The sequence below is a fragment of the Mycolicibacterium helvum genome, from assembly GCF_010731895.1.
Taxonomy (GTDB): domain Bacteria; phylum Actinomycetota; class Actinomycetes; order Mycobacteriales; family Mycobacteriaceae; genus Mycobacterium; species Mycobacterium helvum.
Genome location: NZ_AP022596.1, coordinates 4,804,471 through 4,824,010, shown reverse-complemented (window position 1 = coordinate 4,824,010; position 19,540 = coordinate 4,804,471). Strand labels below are relative to the sequence as shown.

Below are 19,540 nucleotides of genomic sequence, written 5' to 3'. Positions count from 1 at the left end.
CGACGGCGGACGATGTCGTCCCGGAGTACGGGTTCCGGTAACTGCCGAATATGTCCGCCTCGCAGCACAGTGCAAGAACGTCTACCCCCTGGCCGCTCTGGGGTCCGGCGACTAGCTGTCCCCCAACGCCGCGCACCGCTCCAGCAGCTCGACCGAGGGCGGCTGGTAGAACGACAGCACCGCGTGCTCGCAACCCAGATCCGCGAAGCGGGGCAACAGATCGAGCTGGGTAGCGACCTGCTCCGGCTCGCGCGGATGCAGGAAAAGCTGGACCGAGCGGCGGACTGCAGCCGGGTCGCGGCCGACCTCCGCGCAGGCCTCGTTGAGCCGAGCGTTGGCCTCTCCCCACTGCTGCGGGCCTTCGTGACTGGGCATGTTCCACTCGTCGGCGTGCCGCGCGATGACACGCAGCATCTTGGGTTGCGATCCGCCGACGACGATCGGCGGGTGCGGACGCTGCACCGGCTTGGGTTCACAAAGCGCTTCGCGCAACGTATAAAACCGGCCCTCAAAGGTCACCGACTCTTCGCTCCACAGCCGGCGGATGACGGTGAGCGCTTCGTCGAGCATTGCGACTCGTGTTCCGGCGCTGGGGAATTCGAGACCGTAGCCGCGGTGCTCAGCCTCGTGCCAGCCGGCACCGATACCGAAGTCGAGCCGCCCGCCACTGATGTGGTCGACCGTCACCGCCATCTTCGCCAGGATCGCCGGATTGCGATAGGTCACCCCGGTGACCATGCAGCCGATCCGGGCCTGCCGGATCACTACAGCCATCGCAGCCAGCGTCGTCCACCCCTCGTGAGTCGGTTTGGTGTTCTCGACCAGACCGTAGAAGTGGTCGTAGTTCCAGATCGCTTCGAAGCCGAGATCGTCGGCGCTGCGCCAGAACTGCTCGAGCTCGGGATAGTCGAACGTGGGCGCGAGCTTGGCCGAAATCCGCATGAGGGCAGCCTACGTTGGCAATATCGCGGTTACAGTAGCGGTTCGCCTCGCCGACCAGCATTAAGACAGGACGCGAATGAACCTCACCCGCATAGCTTCTACGATATTGGCCCTGTGCGCCGTCGCGGCAACGCTCTCCATAGGTCCGGCATGGGCCGGCGGACCAGACGGCGCGGTCGAGGGCAGTGACAACATTTCTCAGGCGGTCGGCTCGGGTGTGCTCAACGGAGCACTCACCGGCTTCTCCGCCACCGGCCCGACCAACGAGGCGGCATCGGCGGCCGTGATCGCCGCGTGCCAGCAGACCGGGGCCCAGGAGTGCAGCCGCGACGAAGTCACCAACGACAACCTGTGTGTGGTCTCCGTCGGCGCCGACGACGACAGCGGAATCGTGTCCGGCGGCGCCGGGCCGACGGTCGAGGCGGCGCGTGATGATGCGTTCCGACACTCGCAAGACGCCAGTGCACCGTTGGATCCGGGCGCCCGAATCCTCGTATCGGCTTGCCCGTGACGCGATTGGTGCGGATCCCAACCACATACTCGGCGAAAGGAACGCGCACGATGACTCTACGAGGAAAGACTTCGCTTCTGACGGCGGCAATGGTCGCGGTATCGCTGGTTTCAGCGCCCGCGGCCGATGCCCGGCAGACCTGTCAAGACGCCGGCAGCCATGTCAGGTGTGAGACCAGTGGCAGCGTGTCGATCAAGGCGGTGCCTCAGACCCGCGCCCCCCACGTCGGCGAGATCACCCCGACCGGCCGGGACCGGCGCCGCGGCATCGTGTGGAGCTGGTGACTTGGACTCGACTAAACCCGCCGGCGGTCCCGTTCGGCCGCCAACCCCTCGTTGACCACCGCGACGGCCATGCTCTGGTTGTAGCCGCGGCGCGCCAGCATGCCGACCAGCCTGCGCATCACCTTGGTGTCGTCGGTGTCGGTCAGCGCCTCGCGGCGCAGCTTCTGCTCGACCAACTGCTCGGCGCGTAGCCGCTCGGCACCGGCGTCGATACCGTCGAGGGCCGCGGCGATCACGTCGTCGTCGACACCCTTGGTCCGGAGCTCAGCAGCCAAGGCGCGCTTGCCTTTTCCTGCCCGGGCCCGTCGCGATCGGACCCACTGCTCGGCAAAATCGGCGTCGTCGATCAGGCCGACGGCAGCCAGTCGATTCAGTATCGTCGCGGCGATCTCGTCGGGGTACCCGCGCTTGGCCAGTTGCCCGGCCAGTTCAGATCGCGTCCGCGGCCGCGCGGTGAGCAGGCGCAGGCACAGTGCGTGCGCCTGCTCTTCGCGGGTCTCAGAAGTCGACTGGGGCGGGCAGGACGTCATCGACGAGTTCATCGGTTATCACCGCACCGATCCCGAGCTTTTCCTTGATCTTCTTCTCGATCTCGTTGGCCACATCGGGGTTCCCGATCAAGAAGTTGCGGGCGTTCTCCTTGCCCTGCCCGAGCTGCTCACCCTCATAGGTGAACCACGATCCGGACTTGCGGATGAAGCCCTGGTCGACGCCCATATCGATGAGCGAGCCCTCGCGGCTGATGCCCTTGCCGTAGAGGATGTCGAATTCGGCCTGCTTGAACGGCGGCGACACCTTGTTCTTGACCACCTTGCAGCGGGTGCGGTTGCCTACCGCGTCGGTGCCGTCCTTGAGCGTCTCGATCCGCCGCACATCCAGGCGCACCGAGGCGTAGAACTTCAAAGCCTTACCGCCCGTTGTCGTTTCGGGCGAGCCGAACATCACGCCGATCTTCTCGCGCAGCTGGTTGATGAAGATCGCGGTGGTGCCCGAGTTGCTCAGCGCGCCGGTGATCTTGCGCAAAGCCTGGCTCATCAACCGGGCCTGCAGGCCGACGTGGCTGTCGCCCATCTCGCCCTCGATCTCGGCGCGCGGCACCAGAGCGGCCACCGAGTCGATGACGATGATGTCGATAGCTCCCGAGCGGATCAGCATGTCGGCGATTTCGAGTGCCTGCTCACCGGTATCAGGCTGGCTGACCAGCAGCGCATCGGTGTCCACACCCAGCTTCTTGGCGTAATCCGGGTCCAGTGCGTGCTCGGCGTCGATGAACGCCGCGATGCCGCCGGCGGCCTGGGCGTTGGCCACCGCGTGCAGTGCGACGGTGGTCTTACCCGAGGACTCCGGACCGTAGATCTCGATGATGCGCCCGCGGGGCAGACCGCCGATGCCCAACGCCACGTCCAGGGCGATGGATCCGGTCGGAATCACCGAAATGGGCTGACGTACCTCGTCACCGAGGCGCATCACCGAGCCCTTGCCGTGGTTCTTCTCGATTTGCGCGAGCGCCAGTTCGAGGGCCTTCTCGCGATCAGGTGCCTGAGGAGCCATGGTGATACCTCTTCTGAGTAGTCGTTGTTGACCGGTTCTCGGTCGGTTGGCCGTGACGCTAGGGCAAGGCTCCGACAAAACGGGCGAACGTCGACCACGATAGCGAACATGTGTTCGATGGCAAGGAAGGCGCGCCGCGCGTGTCGGCTACCACTGGTCGCGCGGCACGTCGAAGTCCGCGCACAGCGCCCGCCACACGTCGCGGGGCTCCACACCGTCCTCGATGGCCTGCGCGGCGGTGCGTCCGCCCAGCTGGGTCAGCACGTGGTCGACCAGCAGCGAGCCCCCGCGAACCCGACCGAACTGCGCATCGACCAGTTCCCGGAATTCCGTCAGCCGCACGTGACCAACTTACCCAGCCGTCCCCGTCGCTTCATGGCACACCCGTACCGGATCGGTGACCTGCCGGATGCTCTCCCCCGCGCGCCGGGCGGCCTCCCGATACTCCGGCGACGACAGCACCTCACCCACTTCGGTCACCAGCGCCTCGGCTGCCAGTGGCCGGATCAGACGCGCACTGCCTTGTCGGACAACGCGATTCGCCAACTCCCATTGGTCACCCCCGCCTGGGATCACCACCAGCGGCACGCCGGCCAGCAGCGTCTTGGACAGCATGCCGTGCCCGCCCCCGCAGATCACCAGGTCGGCATGGCCGAGCAGCTCGTCCTGCCGTCCGAGGCCGACACTCGCCCACGGCGGAACCTCCACATCCTGGCCACCGAGCCGCGAGACCACCACCCGGGAACCCGCAGGCAGGGTGCGGCCAGGCACCAGGTGTTTCAGCGCCAGCTCAGCCACGCCGGCGGCTCCGGTCGTGGCGGTCGACGGCGCCACCACGATCACCGGACCATCCCCCGGCGGAATCGGCAACACCGCGGCCGTCGGCTCGAAGTGCAGCGGGCCCACGACGACGGCTTCAGCGGGCCAATCCGGGCGCGGCACCTCCAGCGCCGGCAGGGTGGCGATCAGCCGGCGTACCGGTCCCGGCTCATTGGCCGGCAATCCGATCTCGACCCGCGCCGCCGAGCGTTGGCGCTGGCCTTCCTTCACCGACCGAGCGGTCAGGGCCCGCAGGATCGCATCCCGCCCCCTGCCACGGATACCGGTGCCTGGCGCCAGCCCACTGCCCAACGGCGGCAGGCCCCGCGATGGCAGGTACAACGGCTGTGGGTTCAGCTCGACCCACGGGATGCCCAGCAGTTCAGCAGCCATCCCGCCGCAGACGGTGATGACGTCGGAGACGATCAGTTCGGGTTTGAGCCCGCGCAGGATCGGCACGTTGAGCACCGCCATTCGCGCCGCACGCCGGTGAATCTTCTCACCGGCGTCGGTGTCGTCGTCGCCGTCGGTGGGGTCCAGACCAGCGAGTTCGACGGCCTCGATACCGGCCGCCCGAGCCGTATCCAGCCATTCGGTGCCGGTCAGCAGGACGGGGCCGTCCCCGGCGGCGGCCAGGCGCAGGCACAGCGCGATCGCGGGAAACGCATGGCCGGGATCCGGGCCTGCCACCACCGCGACGCGCACGGGCCTACCCTGCCACAGAGCACAAAGCCTAGGCTGGCATGCATGACCGAGCAGACCACCAACGTGAGCTCCGACATCGACAACGCTCATACCGTCGAGGTCTTTCTGGCTGCACTCCAAGACCAGGACCTGACCACCGCCGACGCCCAACTGGACGACAACCTGGTCTACGAGAACGTCGGATTCCCCACCATTCGCGGCCGTGCGCGGACCATGAAGTTGTTCCGCCGGATGGAAGGCAAAGGCGGCTTCGAGGTGAAGATCCACCGCATCGCCGTCAACGGCCCGGCGGTGCTGACCGAACGCACCGATGTGCTGGCGATCGGTCCGGTGCGCCTACAGTTCTGGGTGTGCGGTGTCTTCGAGGTGCGCAACGGCCGAATCACGTTGTGGCGGGACTACTTCGACATGTTCGACTTCACCAAAGCTATCATTCGCGGCATTCTGGGCGCCGTTGTCCCCGCCCTGCGCCCGACTCTGTAGGAGATCACGATTAGCACTGAGCGTACGAAACCCAACCTGTTCCAGCTGGTCGGCTACTACTTGGGTAGACGGTTGCCGGACTCGATGCTGGACTGGGTCCGCAACGACCTCACCGGTCCCGGCGCCACCCGGCGCGTCATGCTCCGTGTACTGGTGCCCGCGGTGCTCATCCTCGCCCCGTTCTGGCTGGTGCCGACCGCCATGTGGGTGCGGGCCAGTATGACGGTCCCGATTCTGATCCCGTTCATCTACTTCTCACACGCACTGAACAAGATCTGGCGCAAGCACATGCTGCGGGTACATCAGCTCGATCCCGACCTGATCGAGAAGCTCGAGCGTGAGCGCAACGCCGGCAAGCACGAGTCCTATGTGGAGCGGTTCGGGCCGCGCTCAACGCTCTAGGCCCGACGGAGCTGGCCCAACTCGTCGAAGGCCTGCGCCCAGCCCATCAGGCGATCGGTCGCGCCGGCCAGCTCGTTGCGGTAGCGCTGCTGGGACATCGGCGAACTGGACATCGAGCCGGTGTTGGCCGCCGACACCAGTTGCGCTGCGGCGGTCACCATTTCGTTGTACTGCCGCACACCGGCATTGAGCTGAGCGGTGAACGCGTTGATGGTCGGCGCCAGATACGACCGCGAATGCGGGGTCTCGTTCGCGGCGCGTTCCATCGAGACCACTTCGGCGGCAGTCGCCGCCATGGTCGCCGCGGTGCGGTCGGCGGCCTCGGTCAGCTCGCGAATCTCCTCTGGCGGCAGCATGTTCCCGCGCGTCATCACACCCAGTAGGGAATGAAACCCCCGCTCGGAGGCGCCCAGCGCTGACATCGACGGCCGGGCAACCGACCCGTGCGGCGGCAGCCGTCGGCCGCTGGCCTGACGCTGCGGCGGCAGCGGCTCGGCCCGAAGCCAGCGGTAGCGCAACAACAGCAGGGTCGCGGGTACTGCGGCACCCGCGGCGATGACACCTGTGATCAGCAGCGCCCACACCGGTGTGCTCCATGTCGCCAGCAGCCCGGTGACCAGCACCCAGAACACCGATGCAAAGCCGAAGAACAGAGCCAGCCGCAACGCCCAGCGCCGCTTGCGCAGCAGCCTGGCACGTGGATCGGCAGCAGCACTGAGCTTTTGGGCCGCCACGTCGGCGTACTCGCTGACGGTGTCGATTCCGCGCTGCATGACCGAACGCCATTGGCGCGCTACGAATCCCGGTTTGTCCGGTGTCACCGCCATCGAACTATTCGCCTCCTACTGTCCGAGCGGCTGCTCGGGCTCGGGTGTGCTGGCAGGGCTGGCCGGTGCGGTGGCGCCACCGGCAGGCAGAGCGTCGCCGCGCATCGACGCGCGGATCTGCTCGAGCCGGGAGTGGCCGGCCATCTGGACGCTGGCCTGCTGGACCTCGAGCATGCGGCCCTGTACCGAGTTCTGGGCCAGCTCGGCTGAACCGATCGCATTGGCGTAGCGGGCCTCGATCTTGTCGCGAACCTCGTCGAGGCTCGGAGTGTTACCAGGCGCGGCAAGCTCACTCATCGACCGCAGCGACGCGCTGACCTGCTCCTGCATCTTGGCTTGCTCGAGCTGGCTGAGCAGCTTGGTGCGCTCGGCAATCTTCTGCTGGAGCATCATGGCGTTCTGTTCGACGGCCTTCTTGGCCTGACCCGCGGCCTGCAGCGCCTGGTCGTGCAGGCCCTTGAGGTCCTCCACGCTTTGCTCGGCGGTGACCAACTGCGCGGCGAACGCTTCGGCGGCGTTGTTGTACTCGGTGGCCTTGGCGCCGTCACCGGTTGCGGTGGCCTGATCGGCCAGTGTGAGCGCCTGCCGGACATTGACCTGCAACTTCTCGATGTCGGCGAGCTGGCGGTTCAGCCGCATCTCGAGCTGGCGCTGGTTTCCGATCACCTGGGCGGCCTGCTGGGTCAGCGCCTGATGCTGCCGCTGGGCCTCTTCGATTGCCTGCTGGATCTGGATCTTCGGGTCGGCATATTCGTCGACCTTGGAGTTGAAAAGCGCCATCAGGTACTTCCACGCCTTGGTGAACGGATTCGCCATCAGTTGCCCGCCTTCATATCGAGTGCCGCAGTTAGGTCGCAGTTAGTTCGCAGTGCCCAATTTATCGGTTCCCGATGCCCGGCCACACCCCTGTGCACATGTGGCCCGGACCTGACCCTGTTCAGGGGTCAGGCGACCGCCATCGCGACAGGGTGCGGGATAACCACCTTGGTGGCGACATCGATGACGTTGTCCGCGGCAGGCACGGCCGTCAACCGGGCGATGCGCTCTCGGTCGGCCATTTTCTCTCCGGCATCGGTCAGCACCCGTGACAGCGGGACGTCGAGTGCGCTGCAGATCGCGCTGAGCAATTCGCTGGAGGCTTCTTTGCGACCGCGCTCCACCTCGGACAGGTAACCGAGGCTGACACGGGCCGTATCGGACACCTCGCGAAGGGTGCGTCCCTGCGAAGTACGGGCGCCGCGAAGTACGTCACCGATCACCTCACGCAGCAGTACGGCCATCGAGCTGTCCTCTCCAAGAGTTGCAACAACTACTGCAACGCCGCGACGAACCGATTTGGTTCCCAGGAAACCTCAAGTCCGCTCGACCAGGCCGGACAGCCTGCCGATGGCCTGGTGCACCGCGGCCAGCCGGATGTCCCAGCGTGATCCATCGAGCCGCAGCTCAGCAACCTCCGTCGGCCCCGGACCGGCCAATCCCAGGTAGACCGTGCCGACCGGATGCCCGCCGTGCGGTTCCGGGCCTGCCACCCCGGTCAAGCCGACACCCCAGGTCGCCGCACAGCGGTCTCGCGCCCCTTCCGCCAGCGCTGCCGCCGTCGGCGCCGCCACCGGGCCCACGTCATCGAGCAGCGCACCCGGCACACCGCCCAGCGCGATCTTGGTCTCGACGGTGTAAGTGATCAGGCCGCCGGCCAGCACAGCGCTGGCACCGGGTACCCCGGCCAGCGTGGCCGCCAGCAGCCCGGCGGTCAGTGATTCCGCGGTCGCGACGGTCTGACCGCGCGCCGTCAGCAGCGCGACCAGCGCGCGCGCTGCGTCATCGACCAGCGGATCGATCACGGGAGTCCTTGACCGCCGACACCACGTAGTCGACGCCGGTGAGCACCGTGAGCACGATCGCGGCCCACATGATCACCCAGGCCACCGTGAGCCAGGGCGACGGCCAGTTGTGCAGCGGCAGCACGAACAGGCCGATCGCGACGGCCTGCACCAGGGTCTTGAGCTTGCCCCCGCGGCCGGCCGGAATCACTCCGTGGCGCAGCACGACCAGCCGCAGCACTGTGATGCCGAGCTCGCGGATCAGGATCACCACCGTCACCCACCACGGAAGATCGCCCAGCATCGACAGCCCGATCAACGCGGCGCCGATGAGCATCTTGTCGGCGATGGGGTCGGCGAGCTTGCCGAATTCGGTGACCATGCCGTAGGTGCGAGCCAGCAAACCATCGAAGTGATCGGTGATGACGGCAACGGTGAAGATCACGAATGCAGTTATCCGGTAGGAGGATTCGTGGCCACTATCGGCGAACAGGGCAAGGAGGAAGATCGGCACCAGGACCAGCCGCATCCCCGTCAGCAAGTTGGCGACATTGGCCACCCGCACGCGCGGGACCACTGGAGGAGTTTGGGGTTGTCCCGACACGGCATCAGAATATCGGTTGGCAGGCCGGGCCCTCACGCCCGATACTCTGCACCCGTGAACGACGCTTGCGGAGCGAACCAACGGATGGCGCGCGGCGACCGAGCCTGCGAGGGGGTCGCGTGAGCGACGATGTCGTCATCCGCCGCGCCCGCACCTCGGATGTCCCCGACATCAAGCGTCTGGTCGACACCTATGCCGGCCGGATTCTGCTGGAGAAGAACCTGGTCACGCTATACGAGGCGGTCCAGGAGTTCTGGGTGGCCGAGCTCGACGGCGAGGTCGTGGGGTGCGGGGCGCTCCACGTCTTGTGGGCGGATCTGGGTGAGGTGCGCACCGTCGCGGTCAATCCGAAGATCAAGGGCCGCGGCATCGGGCACGCGATCGTCGACCAGCTGCTCACGGTGGCCCGCGAGCTACAGCTAGAGCGGCTGTTCGTGCTGACGTTCGAGACGGAGTTCTTCACCCGGCACGGCTTCGCCGAGATCGAGGGAACGCCCGTCACCTCCGAGGTGTACGAGGAGATGTGCCGCTCCTATGACATCGGTGTCGCGGAATTCCTCGACCTGTCATATGTGAAGCCGAACATTCTGGGCAATACCCGCATGCTGCTGATCCTCTAGCGCATTGAGTGAGCGTTGTGGATAGCTGAAAGCGGGCCGGCAGGTCGACTGGCAGCGTTGAGCGGCATGACGCGGGTGTTCGTTGGCAGTGCAGCATTGGCGGCTGGGCGGGTGAACCGCTACCAGCTCGCAAACACCCATCAGCGCGTCTTCCCCGATGTCTACGCTCCGCGCGGGGACCTGACGCTGCTGGACCGCATCACTGCGGCCTGGCTGTGGTCGGGGCGGCAGGCGACAGTCACCGGCCGTGCGGCGGCGGCGCTACACGGTGCCCGATGGGTCGACCCTGACATCCCGATCGAGCTCAACTTCGCCAACAATCGCAGTCCGCGTGGCGTCGTCACACGCCGTGAAACCCTGCTCGCGGAAGAACTCACCTGTCGCGGCGGCTTACCCGTCACAACAGTCGCCCGAACCGCATTCGATCTGGCGCGCCGCGGTCCCTCCATCCGCCGCGGGATCGCAGACCTGGATGCGCTGGCCAACGCGACCCACTTCTCCGCCAGCGACGTCCTTGCCGTTGCCGACGCTCATCCACGTCTGCGAGGCGTCCGCGGCCTGCCTTCCAGGCTGGATGCCGTCGACGCCGGTGCGCAGTCACCGCGGGAGACGTACCTGCGGCTTGATCTCATCGACGCCGGCTTCCCGCGGCCGACGACGCAGATCCCCGTCACCCGGCCTCATGGTCGCTGGTACTACCTGGACATGGGGTGGCCCGACATCCTGGTGGCCGTGGAGTACGACGGTGAACATCACCGCACCAGCCGGGCCGCCTACACCATCGATGTTGAGCGGCACGACTACCTGGGATCGGTCGGCTGGATCGTGGTGCGCGTGCTGGCTGACCACCGTCGTCCAGATGTCATCAGCCGCGTTAAGCGGGCGTGGGACGCCCGATCACAGCGGGCCGCAAGTTGAGTGAGCGCTCACGTGTCATTCCTGCGTGGAATATGCGACGTGGGGGCTCAACCAACGCTAGAACTCCTCGTCGTCGGTGTCGTCGTTGGCGCTGCCGCCGCGGATCAACATCAGCGTCCCGGCCAGTTCGTCGGGCTTGACCAGCACCTCGCGAGCCTTGGATCCCTCCGAGGGCCCGACGATGTTGCGGGTCTCCATCAGGTCCATCAACCGGCCGGCCTTGGCGAAGCCGACCCTCAGCTTGCGCTGCAGCATCGAGGTGGAGCCGAACTGGCTGGACACCACCAGCTCGACGGCCTGCAGGAAGACGTCCATGTCGTCGCCGATGTCGGGGTCGACGTCGGTGCGTTCCCCGGCCGGCTTGGCGGCGGTGACGCCTTCGGTGTACTCCGGCTCGGCCTGGTCCTTGCAGGCCTGGACGACGGCCTGGATCTCCTCGTCGCTGACGTAGGCACCCTGCAGCCGTTCCGGCTTGCCTGCGCCCATCGGCAAGAACAGGCCATCGCCCATGCCGATCAGCTTCTCGGCGCCCGGCTGGTCGAGGATGACCCGGCTGTCGGTCAGCGATGACGTCGCGAACGACAACCGCGAGGGCACGTTGGTCTTGATCAGACCGGTGACCACGTCGACCGACGGCCGCTGGGTGGCCAGCACCAGGTGGATACCGGCCGCACGGGCCTTCTGGGTGATCCGCACGATGGCTTCCTCGACGTCACGCGGCGCGGTCATCATCAGGTCGGCCAGCTCGTCGACGACCGCCAGAATGAGCGGGTACGGCTTGTACACGCGCTGGCTGCCCAGCGGCGCGGTGATCTCCCCGGAGCGCACCTTGGCGTTGAAGTCCTTGATGTGGCGCACCCGCGATGCCTGCATGTCCTGGTAGCGCTGCTCCATCTCCTCGACCAGCCAGGCCAGCGCCGCGGCCGCCTTCTTGGGTTGGGTGATGATCGGCGTGATCAGGTGTGGAATGCCCTCATACGGCGTGAGTTCCACCATCTTCGGGTCGATGAGGATCATCCGCACTTCTTCGGGGGTGGCGCGGGCCAGCAGCGAGACCAGCATCGAGTTGACGAAGCTGGACTTGCCCGAGCCGGTCGAGCCGGCCACCAGCAGGTGCGGCATATCGGCGAGATTCGCCGAGACGAAATGGCCCTCGATGTCCTTGCCTAGCCCGATCACCAATGGGCGGTGGTCGCCGCGGGTGGACGGCGCGGTGAGAACGTCTGCGAGACGGACCGTTTCGCGGTCGGTGTTGGGCACCTCGATGCCGACGGCTGACTTACCGGGGATCGGCGCCAGGATCCGGACGCTCTCGGTGGCCACGGCGTAGGCGATATTGCGTTGCAGCGCAGTAATTTTTTCGACCTTGACGCCAGGACCGAGCTCGACCTCGTAGCGGGTGACGGTCGGCCCCCTGGTACAGCCGGTCACTCTGGCGTCGACCTTGAACTGTTGCAGAACCGACGAAATCCGCTCCACCATTTGGTCATTGGCCGCGCTACGCCGCTTCGGCGGATCGCCGGCCACCAGCAGATCCAGCGACGGCAGGGTGTAGGGACCTTCGACCACCCGATCGAGAACCTTGGTGTCCTGCTTGACGATGTCCTGCTTGGGAGCGTCCGGCTTGGCAGCGTCCTGGTCGGGTGTGTCCTGGTTGAGTGTCGGCTTCTTGCGCCGCGACTTGGCCGGCTCGGGAGCGGTGGGCGCATCTTCCTCGAGCGGATAGTTGTCCAGCGGCGTGCCCACCGGCCCCTGCGCCGCCGGCCAGGCCGGGGCCTCGTCGGTGTAGGACCGGGGATCGTCGTAGTAGCCGTCGGAGAAGTCCTCAGGCTCAGCCTGTTCGGCAACGGCGGGCTCGTCGTACTCGTCCTCGTACTCGCCGTCGTACTCGTCGTCGTACTCGTCGTCCTCGTCGTAGCGGCCGCGGGTGCTGAACATCGCGTAGAGCGTCTCGGGCACCTCGCGGATCGTGGTGCCGGTCAGCAGCAGCACCCCGAACAGTGCGGCGATGATGAGCAGGGGGGCGGCGATCCACGAAGTCAGCCCGTCGGAGAGCGGGCCGCCGATAGCGAAGCCGATGAAGCCCGCAGCGCGCTGCCGGGCGGCCGGATCCTGCGGCGCACCCGACCACAGGTGCCACAGGCCCAGCACCGGCAAGGCGATCATGGCGCAGCCCAGGATCAGACGTGGGCGGGCGTCGGGGTTGGGTTCGGTGCGCATCAGCAGGACGGCGATCGCGCAGATGATGACGGGCAGCAGAACCACCGCACCGCCGACCAGGGTGCGCAGCACCGAGTCGATCCAGGCGCCCACCGGGCGGGCGGCGTCGAACCAGGAACTGGCGGCGATCACGACCCCGACGGCCAACAGCCCCAGCGCGAGCCCGTCGCGACGATGACCGGGTTCGATGTCACCGGCTCGACCGACCGAACGGGCGGTCGAGCCGGCCCCCTTGGCCAACATCAGCCAGGTCGCCCGCGCAGCCCGTCCAGTGGCTGCTGCGGCGGTGGCGACCGGCGAGGAGTTGCGCTTCTTGGCGGGCTTGCGCCGCGGGGCCGGTTTGGCCGACCGCGACGCACCCTTTGACCTGGTCGTTCGCGCGCTTGAGCGAGCGGCCGTCTTGTTCGCCATGCGGGCAAGCGTAGTCGCAATTGCCCCATCTGCACCACCCACAACACCTGTAACACGGCGCGTCGTTGCCAGACTGCGACAAAGGCCGGCAAAGGCCGATTACGGGCCCTCCCCCGCTCACCGGGACCCCATCGTGCGGCGATATGAAGCAGGGCTAACGTAAGCGCCGTCACCTACTTCCGAGGAGCTCGCTCATGCCTGTCGTCGTCGTCGCCAGCTTCACCGTCAAGCCCGAATCCGTCGATGCCGTGCGCGAGGCTTGCAAGACGGCCGTCGCCGCGGTCCATGAAGAGCCTGGTTGTGACCTGTACGCGGTCCACGAGGGCGATAAGACGTTCGTATTCGTCGAGCAGTGGGCCGACGAAGACGCGCTCAAGACCCACAGCGCCGCGCCGGGCGTGACCGCGCTGTTCGGTGCGATCGGCGAGCATCTGGACGGCGCGCCCGACATCAAGATGCTGAAGCCCATCCCGGCCGGTGACCCGGCCAAGGGCCAGGTTCGCCCCTAATCGCCATGGGTGAACTCGACGGCAAGGTCGCGCTGATCACCGGCGCCGCGCGCGGCCAGGGCCGCGCGCACGCGCTGAAACTGGCCTCCGAGGGCGCCAGCATCATCGCAATCGACCTGTGCGACCAGATCGCCAGCGTGCCTTACCCGCTGGCCACCCCCGAGGACATGGCCGCCACCGTCAAGCTCGTCGAGGACACCGGCGCCCGGATCGTCGCCCGGGAAGCCGACGTCCGCGACCGGCCGGCGCTCAAGGCCGCCGTGTATCAGGGCATCGAGGAGCTGGGCCGGCTCGACATCGTGATCGCCAACGCCGGTATCGCCCCGATGGCCGACGAGGGCGCCTGGCAGGACGTCATCGACGTCAACCTGACCGGGGTCTATCACACCGTCGACGTGGCGATGAAGCCGATGATCAAGCAGGGCGACGGCGGCGCGATCGTGCTGACCAGCTCGGTGGCTGGGCTGGTGGGCATCGGCGCCCCGGTCGCTGGGTCGCTGGGCTATACCGTCGCCAAGCACGGGGTGGTCGGCCTCATGCGGGCGTACGCGAATTTCCTTGCCGCATTCAGCATTCGGGTCAACTCGGTACATCCGGCCGGGGTCAACACCCCGATGATCGACAACGAGTTCACCCGGTCCTGGCTGGAAGGCTTCGCCCAGCAGATGCAGGGCGGCCCGGACATGAGCAACGCGCTGCCGGTTCAGACGCTGGAGCCCGAGGACATCGCCAACGCGGTGTACTACCTGGTGTCCGACGCCGGCCGATATGTCACCGGAGTGGCGCTGCCCGTCGACGCCGGGTACACCAACAAGCGCTGACATACGATCGGGTGACGATGACACCCGATCTGGACCTCACCAGCGTCCCGGCGTGGGCCGTCGAACCCACCTGCCCGACTGCCGATCTGACCGGTCGTCAATACACGGTGCTGGCCATCGGCGCAGAGGCCGCCGACATCGCCGCGCGGTGGACCGCCCAGATCAGCGCTGAGCGTCCCGGGACCCAACCACGTGTGCATCTCATCGCCGACGCTGCCGAGGCATGCCGAGCGTTGGACGCCGATCTCGCCGATGCTCTGGTCGGCTGGCGGCTGCTACTGGCCGGACCCGCCCACGCCTGCCTCCGGGTCCGGGCCCGAGCGCTCGAACTCGGCGCGGCCGACGACGAGATCACCGTCGCCAGTACCGAAGTGGCCACCCGCGAGATCTATTGCGCACACTGTCGGACCACCACCACCGCGCCCGTTGACTTGACCGAGGAGATCTCCTGTCCCGGCTGCGCACGCCGGCTGTTCGTCTACTACCACGTCTCCCGGCGGCTCGGCGCCCACCTGGGGTTCGCCACCGCAGCCGATCCGGCACCAGCCAGATCGGGCAGAGTATGAGCACATTGACCCTCGTGGTCGTCGCCATCGACGACCGCGTGCCCGGGATCCGAACACTGACCTTGGCCCGCGCCGACCGCGGTGAGCTGCCGTCGTTCACCCCCGGTAGCCATATCGTGATCCAGTGCGCCGACGGCGCGAATGCCTACTCGCTGACCGGTGAGAGCACCGCACCCCACGAATATGTGGTGTCGGTGCTGGAATGTCCGCAGGGGCGAGGCGGATCGCGCTGGATTCACCGATGTTTGGCGGTCGGCGCCACCGTCGTGGCCCACCACCCGCGCAGCGCCTTCGCCCCGGTGCTGCGTGCCACCCGGCACCTGCTGATCGCCGCGGGCATCGGGATCACCCCGATGGTGTCCCACCTGCGCAGCGCCCGGCGGTGGGGCCGTGATGCGCGGTTGCTCTACGTCCATCGCGAGGGCCGCGGTGCCTACGTCGAGGAGGTCGCGTCGCTCACCGACCACGCATCGCTTTTCATCGACCGCGCGTCCTTCCTGGCCGCGCTGTCCCCCGCACTGGCCAGCCAACCGTTCGGCACGCATGTCTACATCTGCGGCCCAAGCCAATTCATCGACGATGTCGTCGCGATCGCCACCGACTTGGGCTGGCCAGGAAGCCGCATCCACGTCGAACACTTCGGCGGCGACCTGGCCCCCGGAGATCCGTTCGAGGTCGAGTTATCGTGCAGCGGTGACATTTTCACCGTGGAGTCGGGCGTGTCGCTGCTGGAGTCATTGACGGCTCGCGGACATTCCGTCCCCAGCCTGTGCCACCAAGGCGTGTGCGGTGAGTGCCGGGTGCCGGTGCGATCGGGGCAGGTGCTGCATCGCGACCTCTATCTGAGCGACGACGAACGGCGCGATTCGATGATGGCTTGCGTGTCGCGCGGGTCCGGCCGGGTGGAGCTGGACCTATGACCGGGCGGGTGTCGGCTCCGGATCTGGTGGCGTCGTTCCCCTTTCCGTACACCGGAGATTCCTATCGTTACAGCACGAACATCGCGCCGGCCGGCGGAGTCGTCGCCACGGCGACCGGGCAGTGGGGCCGGCGGGTGGTGGACATCGACAGCGAGTACGCCGACGAGCTCGCCGAGCGTCGCCGCATCCTGGCTGCCGACCCCTCCCGCCACGCGGTGCTGCCACATATGCGCGTCGCCTGCTGGGACACCATGCTGGCGTTGATGACCGAAATGGCCACCGCCTACCCGGCGACCATGTCGTTGACCCGCGACGGCGACACCTGGCATTGGCGCAACGAATTACTGGGTATCGCCCAAAGTTTCATCATCGGCCACGAGTCCAGCCTGCCGTGCGACCCGCTGGCCTACATCGCCGGTCAGGTGCAGGAGGACATCGTCCTACTCGACCAGCGCGACGGTGACCTGTTCGCCGACGCGGGTGTGGTCACCTTCGCCGCGGGCTGGTCATTCGGGTTCGACGTGGGGATGACGTTCCTGGAGATCCACGGCCCGGTCCCCCGACTGCGTGAAACCGGCGTGATCACGCGGGCACGGGAATTCCTGATGCGCTTGGCGGCCGGCGCCATCTACCGGCGTACCAACTGGTCGATGACGGTGGGGCGCCGCCTCGATGTGTCCACCGAAGCCTTTCCCGAGTGGCTGCCCGATCGCGACCACCTCGACGCGCTCGACGACGAAACGTTCGGCAGGTTGATCCATCTGCGGGTTGAGGTCCAGCATCTGATCCGGCTGCCGGAGTCCGGGGCGATCTGCTTTCTGATCCGAAGCTACATGCTGCCGCTGGCCGATATCGCCACGGTCGATGACTGGCGTGCCCGCACCGCAGCGGTGCTGGCCGAATTGCCGGACGACATGGTCGAATACAAAGGACTGAGCGCCTACCGGGAGCGCGCCGTGTCCTGGCTGCGTTCGCAGACGCCGACTAAACCTCGATGACCGTCGGCACGATCATCGGCTGGCGCCGGTAGGTCTCCCCCACCCATTTACCGACCGTGCGTCGCACCACTTGGGCGATGCGGATCGGATCGGTGACATTGCCGGAGGCAAGCGATTCCAGCTCCGCCTCGACCTTGCGCATCGCGGGCTCCAGCGCCTTGGGGTCCTCGGAGAAGCCGCGCGAGTACAGGTGCGGCGGTGCGGCCAGCCGCCCCGTCTCCCGCTTCACCACGATCGTCGCCGCAATGAACCCCGAACTCAGGATCAGCCGTTCCCCCAGCGTCGGCTCGCCCACGTCGCCGGTGACCAGCCCGTCGACGAACATCTTGCCGACCGGCACCGCGCCGGCGACGGCGACCCGGCCACCCACCAGGTCGACACTGACGCCGCTCTCGGCCACCACGATGTTCTCCTCCGGCACACCGCTACGGGCGGCCAGCTTGGCGTTGGCGCGCAGCATCCGCCAGGTGCCGTGTACCGGCATCACGTTGCGTGGCCGTACCCCGTTGTAGAGGAACAGCAACTCACCGGCGTAGGCATGGCCTGAAACATGCACCCGTACTTGCTGATTGGTGACGACTCTGGCACCGATCTTGGCCAGGTCGTCGATTACGCCGTAGACCGCTTCTTCGTTGCCGGGGATCAGCGACGACGACAGGATGATCAGGTCGTCGGAGGTAACCGTGATGCTGCGGTGCTCACCGCGCGACATCCGCGACAGCGCTGCCATCGGCTCGCCCTGCGTGCCGGTGGTGATCAGCACCACCTGCCCGGGCGTCATCTCCTCGGCCATCGCGATGTCGACGACGTCGCGATCCTCGACCTGCAGGAAGCCCAGCTCACGGGCGATGGCCATATTGCGCAGCATGGACCGGCCAACGAACGAGACCCGGCGGCCCAATGCGATTGCGGCGTCGACGATCTGCTGCACCCGGTCGACGTTGGAGGCGAAACACGCCACGATGACCCGCTGCCCCTCGGCGCCGCGCATCAGCCGGTGCAGATTGGGGCCGACTTCACTTTCGGAGGGGCCGACCCCGGGGATCTCGGAGTTGGTCGAGTCGCATAGCAACAAGTCCACCCCAGCATCGCCCAGCCGCGACATGCCCGGCAGGTCGGTCGGGCGGCCGTCGAGCGGCAGCTGGTCGAGCTTGATGTCACCGGTATGCAGGACGGTCCCGGCACCGGTGTGGATGGCAATCGCCAGTGCGTCCGGAATCGAGTGGTTGACCGCGAAGTACTGGCACTCGAATACCCCGTGCGTGCTGCGCTGTCCCTCGCCGACTTCGACGAACACCGGATTGACCCGGTGTTCACGGCATTTGGCGGCGACCAGCGCGAGGGTGAACTTCGAGCCCACCACCGGGATGTCGGCGCGCATCTTCAGCAGGTATGGGATGGCGCCGATGTGATCCTCGTGGGCGTGCGTGAGGACCAGAGCTTCGATGTCGTCGAGCCGGTCGGAGATCAGTCGCAGGTCCGGCAGGATCAGGTCGACGCCGGGTTCGTCGTGGTTGGGGAACAGCACACCACAGTCGATGATCAGCAATCGGCCGAGATGCTCGAAAACGGTCATGTTGCGGCCGATTTCGTTGATGCCGCCCAGCGCGGTCACGCGTAGACCTCCCGGGGCCAGTGGCCCGGGAGGTGACAGCTCCTCGTTCACCGGAGTCGCCCGGCCGACGACATCGTCATCGCAGGACTGCTGCCGCACGCAGGTCGGCGGCCAACTCGTCGATCTGCTCAGGGGTGGCCGGCACCTGCGGCAGCCGCGGCTGACCGACGTCGATGCCCTGCAGGCGCAAACCTTCCTTCGCAAGGGTCACCCCGCCCAGGCGGGTCTGCGCGGCGTTCAGCGGCGCCAGCGTCACACCGATCTTGCGTGCAGTGGCGATGTCACCGGAGTTGAAGGCGGTCAACATGTCTCGAAGCTGGCTGGCCGCCACGTGCCCCCACACACTGACAAAACCGATCGCGCCCATGGCCAGCCAGGGCAGGTTCAGGGCGTCGTCACCGGAGTAGTAGGCCAGGCCCGTCTCGGCCATGATCTGCAGACCGCCGTGCAGATCGGCCTTCGCGTCTTTGACCGCGACGATGTTGGGGTGTGCCGACAGCGTGCGCATGGTGTCCCACTCGATCGGGACGACCGAACGCGGCGGGATGTCATAGAGCATCACCGGCAGGTCGGTGGCGTCGGCCACCGCCGTGAAGTGGGCGACCAGACCCGACTGCGGCGGCCGCGAGTAGTACGGCGTGACGACCAGTAGGCCGTGGGCGCCCTCGGCCGCGGCCGTCTTGGCCAGGTGCACGCTATGTGCGGTGTCGTAGGTGCCGACGCCGGCGATGATGCGGGCACGGTCACCGACGGCTTCGAGGACCGCGCTCAGCAGCGCTAGCTTCTCGTCGTCGGTGGTGGTCGGGGACTCACCGGTGGTGCCGGACAGCACCAGCCCATCGCAGCCCGAGTCGACCAGGTGGGTAGCAACCCGCGCCGCGGCGATGGTGTCCAGGGTTCCGTCGGGCTTGAACGGAGTAACCATCGCGGTCAGAACGGTGCCCAACCGGGCGCTGACGTCGAATCCGCTGGTGCTCACGGACACCTAGATTAC

The 19,540-nt window shown here is 67.0% G+C and carries 24 protein-coding genes; 11 read left to right on the top strand and 13 right to left on the bottom strand.

Translation table 11 applies throughout. The features are described from left to right. Positions 1-111: 111 nt before the first annotated feature. A complete protein-coding gene (locus G6N38_RS22680) occupies positions 112-942 on the bottom strand; it encodes a TIGR03560 family F420-dependent LLM class oxidoreductase (RefSeq protein WP_163750239.1) in 831 nt (276 codons plus the stop codon). Positions 943-1,018: 76 nt separating this feature from the next. Here G6N38_RS22680 and G6N38_RS22675 point away from each other — a divergent pair, with 76 nt between their 5' ends. Both G6N38_RS22675 and G6N38_RS22670 read left to right on the top strand, forming a co-directional pair. After that, entirely contained in the window at positions 1,019-1,453 is a 435-nt protein-coding gene (locus G6N38_RS22675) for a DUF4189 domain-containing protein (RefSeq protein ID WP_163750238.1), read from the top strand. Between the two features lie 50 nt (positions 1,454-1,503). Continuing rightward, positions 1,504-1,737 carry a hypothetical protein gene (locus G6N38_RS22670; protein WP_163750237.1) on the top strand — a complete coding sequence of 78 codons (234 nt, stop codon included), beginning with the start codon at positions 1,504-1,506 and terminating at the stop codon, positions 1,735-1,737. 11 nt (positions 1,738-1,748) lie between these two features. On the opposite strand, the gene recX is transcribed toward G6N38_RS22670, so the two are convergent. The 4 genes from recX to G6N38_RS22650 form a co-directional block, all read right to left on the bottom strand. Continuing rightward, positions 1,749-2,267 (bottom strand): recombination regulator RecX, encoded by a 519-nt coding sequence (recX, locus tag G6N38_RS22665; RefSeq protein ID WP_163752279.1) that lies wholly within the window; start codon positions 2,265-2,267, stop codon positions 1,749-1,751. After that, a complete protein-coding gene (gene recA / locus G6N38_RS22660) occupies positions 2,236-3,288 on the bottom strand; it encodes a recombinase RecA (RefSeq protein ID WP_163750236.1) in 1,053 nt (350 codons plus the stop codon). The genes recX and recA overlap by 32 nt, the downstream gene beginning before the upstream one ends. A gap of 147 nt (positions 3,289-3,435) precedes the next feature. Further along, positions 3,436-3,630: a DUF3046 domain-containing protein gene (locus G6N38_RS22655; RefSeq protein ID WP_163750235.1), complete on the bottom strand. Its 195-nt coding sequence runs from the start codon at positions 3,628-3,630 to the stop codon at positions 3,436-3,438. A 9-nt stretch (positions 3,631-3,639) separates the two neighbouring features. Then, the gene (locus G6N38_RS22650) at positions 3,640-4,812 is read right to left on the bottom strand and encodes a glycosyltransferase (RefSeq protein WP_163750234.1); all 1,173 of its coding nucleotides are present in this window, start codon (positions 4,810-4,812) and stop codon (positions 3,640-3,642) included. A gap of 42 nt (positions 4,813-4,854) precedes the next feature. Between G6N38_RS22650 and G6N38_RS22645 the strand changes: the two genes are divergently transcribed. Both G6N38_RS22645 and G6N38_RS22640 read left to right on the top strand, forming a co-directional pair. Continuing rightward, positions 4,855-5,295 carry a limonene-1,2-epoxide hydrolase family protein gene (locus tag G6N38_RS22645; protein WP_163750233.1) on the top strand — a complete coding sequence of 147 codons (441 nt, stop codon included), beginning with the start codon at positions 4,855-4,857 and terminating at the stop codon, positions 5,293-5,295. A gap of 3 nt (positions 5,296-5,298) precedes the next feature. Continuing rightward, positions 5,299-5,697, top strand: coding sequence for a DUF5313 domain-containing protein (locus G6N38_RS22640; protein WP_163752277.1), 399 nt, complete (start codon positions 5,299-5,301; stop codon positions 5,695-5,697). Here G6N38_RS22640 and pspM read toward each other — a convergent pair. From pspM to pgsA, 5 genes are all read right to left on the bottom strand, one after another. Then, positions 5,694-6,524 (bottom strand): phage shock envelope stress response protein PspM, encoded by an 831-nt coding sequence (gene pspM, locus G6N38_RS22635; protein ID WP_163750232.1) that lies wholly within the window; start codon positions 6,522-6,524, stop codon positions 5,694-5,696. The two genes, G6N38_RS22640 and pspM, sit on opposite strands and share 4 nt — an antisense overlap. A 15-nt stretch (positions 6,525-6,539) precedes the next feature. Next, the gene (pspA, locus tag G6N38_RS22630; protein WP_163750231.1) at positions 6,540-7,340 is read right to left on the bottom strand and encodes a phage shock protein PspA; all 801 of its coding nucleotides are present in this window, start codon (positions 7,338-7,340) and stop codon (positions 6,540-6,542) included. A gap of 128 nt (positions 7,341-7,468) precedes the next feature. Further along, on the bottom strand, positions 7,469-7,804 hold the full coding sequence (gene clgR / locus G6N38_RS22625; protein WP_163750230.1) for a transcriptional regulator ClgR: 336 nt from the start codon (positions 7,802-7,804) through the stop codon (positions 7,469-7,471). A gap of 72 nt (positions 7,805-7,876) precedes the next feature. Continuing rightward, a complete protein-coding gene (locus tag G6N38_RS22620) occupies positions 7,877-8,365 on the bottom strand; it encodes a CinA family protein (RefSeq protein WP_163750229.1) in 489 nt (162 codons plus the stop codon). Further along, a complete protein-coding gene (gene pgsA, locus G6N38_RS22615; RefSeq protein ID WP_163750228.1) occupies positions 8,343-8,948 on the bottom strand; it encodes a CDP-diacylglycerol--glycerol-3-phosphate 3-phosphatidyltransferase in 606 nt (201 codons plus the stop codon). Before pgsA ends, G6N38_RS22620 begins: the two co-directional genes overlap by 23 nt. A 119-nt stretch (positions 8,949-9,067) precedes the next feature. Here pgsA and G6N38_RS22610 point away from each other — a divergent pair, with 119 nt between their 5' ends. Further along, positions 9,068-9,568 (top strand): amino-acid N-acetyltransferase, encoded by a 501-nt coding sequence (locus G6N38_RS22610; protein ID WP_246227385.1) that lies wholly within the window; start codon positions 9,068-9,070, stop codon positions 9,566-9,568. Between the two features lie 66 nt (positions 9,569-9,634). After that, entirely contained in the window at positions 9,635-10,486 is an 852-nt protein-coding gene (locus tag G6N38_RS22605) for a type IV toxin-antitoxin system AbiEi family antitoxin (protein WP_163750227.1), read from the top strand. Between the two features lie 57 nt (positions 10,487-10,543). On the opposite strand, the gene G6N38_RS22600 is transcribed toward G6N38_RS22605, so the two are convergent. Beyond that, positions 10,544-13,117, bottom strand: a complete 2,574-nt coding sequence (locus G6N38_RS22600; RefSeq protein WP_163750226.1) for an FtsK/SpoIIIE family DNA translocase — start codon at positions 13,115-13,117, stop codon at positions 10,544-10,546. 194 nt (positions 13,118-13,311) lie between these two features. On the opposite strand from G6N38_RS22600, the gene G6N38_RS22595 reads away from it, so the two are divergent. Genes G6N38_RS22595 through G6N38_RS22575 form a run of 5 tightly spaced genes read left to right on the top strand, consistent with a single transcriptional unit; the run spans position 13,312 to position 16,931 of the window. After that, a complete protein-coding gene (locus G6N38_RS22595; RefSeq protein ID WP_163750225.1) occupies positions 13,312-13,626 on the top strand; it encodes a putative quinol monooxygenase in 315 nt (104 codons plus the stop codon). A 5-nt stretch (positions 13,627-13,631) separates the two neighbouring features. Next, positions 13,632-14,447 carry a mycofactocin-coupled SDR family oxidoreductase gene (locus G6N38_RS22590; RefSeq protein ID WP_163750224.1) on the top strand — a complete coding sequence of 272 codons (816 nt, stop codon included), beginning with the start codon at positions 13,632-13,634 and terminating at the stop codon, positions 14,445-14,447. 17 nt (positions 14,448-14,464) lie between these two features. Continuing rightward, a complete protein-coding gene (locus tag G6N38_RS22585; RefSeq protein WP_163750223.1) occupies positions 14,465-15,013 on the top strand; it encodes a dimethylamine monooxygenase subunit DmmA family protein in 549 nt (182 codons plus the stop codon). Continuing rightward, complete coding sequence (locus G6N38_RS22580; protein ID WP_163750222.1) at positions 15,010-15,933, top strand: PDR/VanB family oxidoreductase; 924 nt, start codon at positions 15,010-15,012, stop codon at positions 15,931-15,933. Before G6N38_RS22585 ends, G6N38_RS22580 begins: the two co-directional genes overlap by 4 nt. After that, on the top strand, positions 15,930-16,931 hold the full coding sequence (locus G6N38_RS22575) for a heme-dependent oxidative N-demethylase family protein (protein ID WP_163750221.1): 1,002 nt from the start codon (positions 15,930-15,932) through the stop codon (positions 16,929-16,931). The genes G6N38_RS22580 and G6N38_RS22575 overlap by 4 nt, the downstream gene beginning before the upstream one ends. On the opposite strand, the gene G6N38_RS22570 is transcribed toward G6N38_RS22575, so the two are convergent. Further along, entirely contained in the window at positions 16,918-18,597 is a 1,680-nt protein-coding gene (locus G6N38_RS22570) for a ribonuclease J (protein WP_163752274.1), read from the bottom strand. The genes G6N38_RS22575 and G6N38_RS22570 overlap by 14 nt on opposite strands. Positions 18,598-18,622: 25 nt before the next feature. After that, complete coding sequence (gene dapA, locus G6N38_RS22565; RefSeq protein WP_179968439.1) at positions 18,623-19,531, bottom strand: 4-hydroxy-tetrahydrodipicolinate synthase; 909 nt, start codon at positions 19,529-19,531, stop codon at positions 18,623-18,625. Positions 19,532-19,540 lie beyond the last annotated feature (9 nt).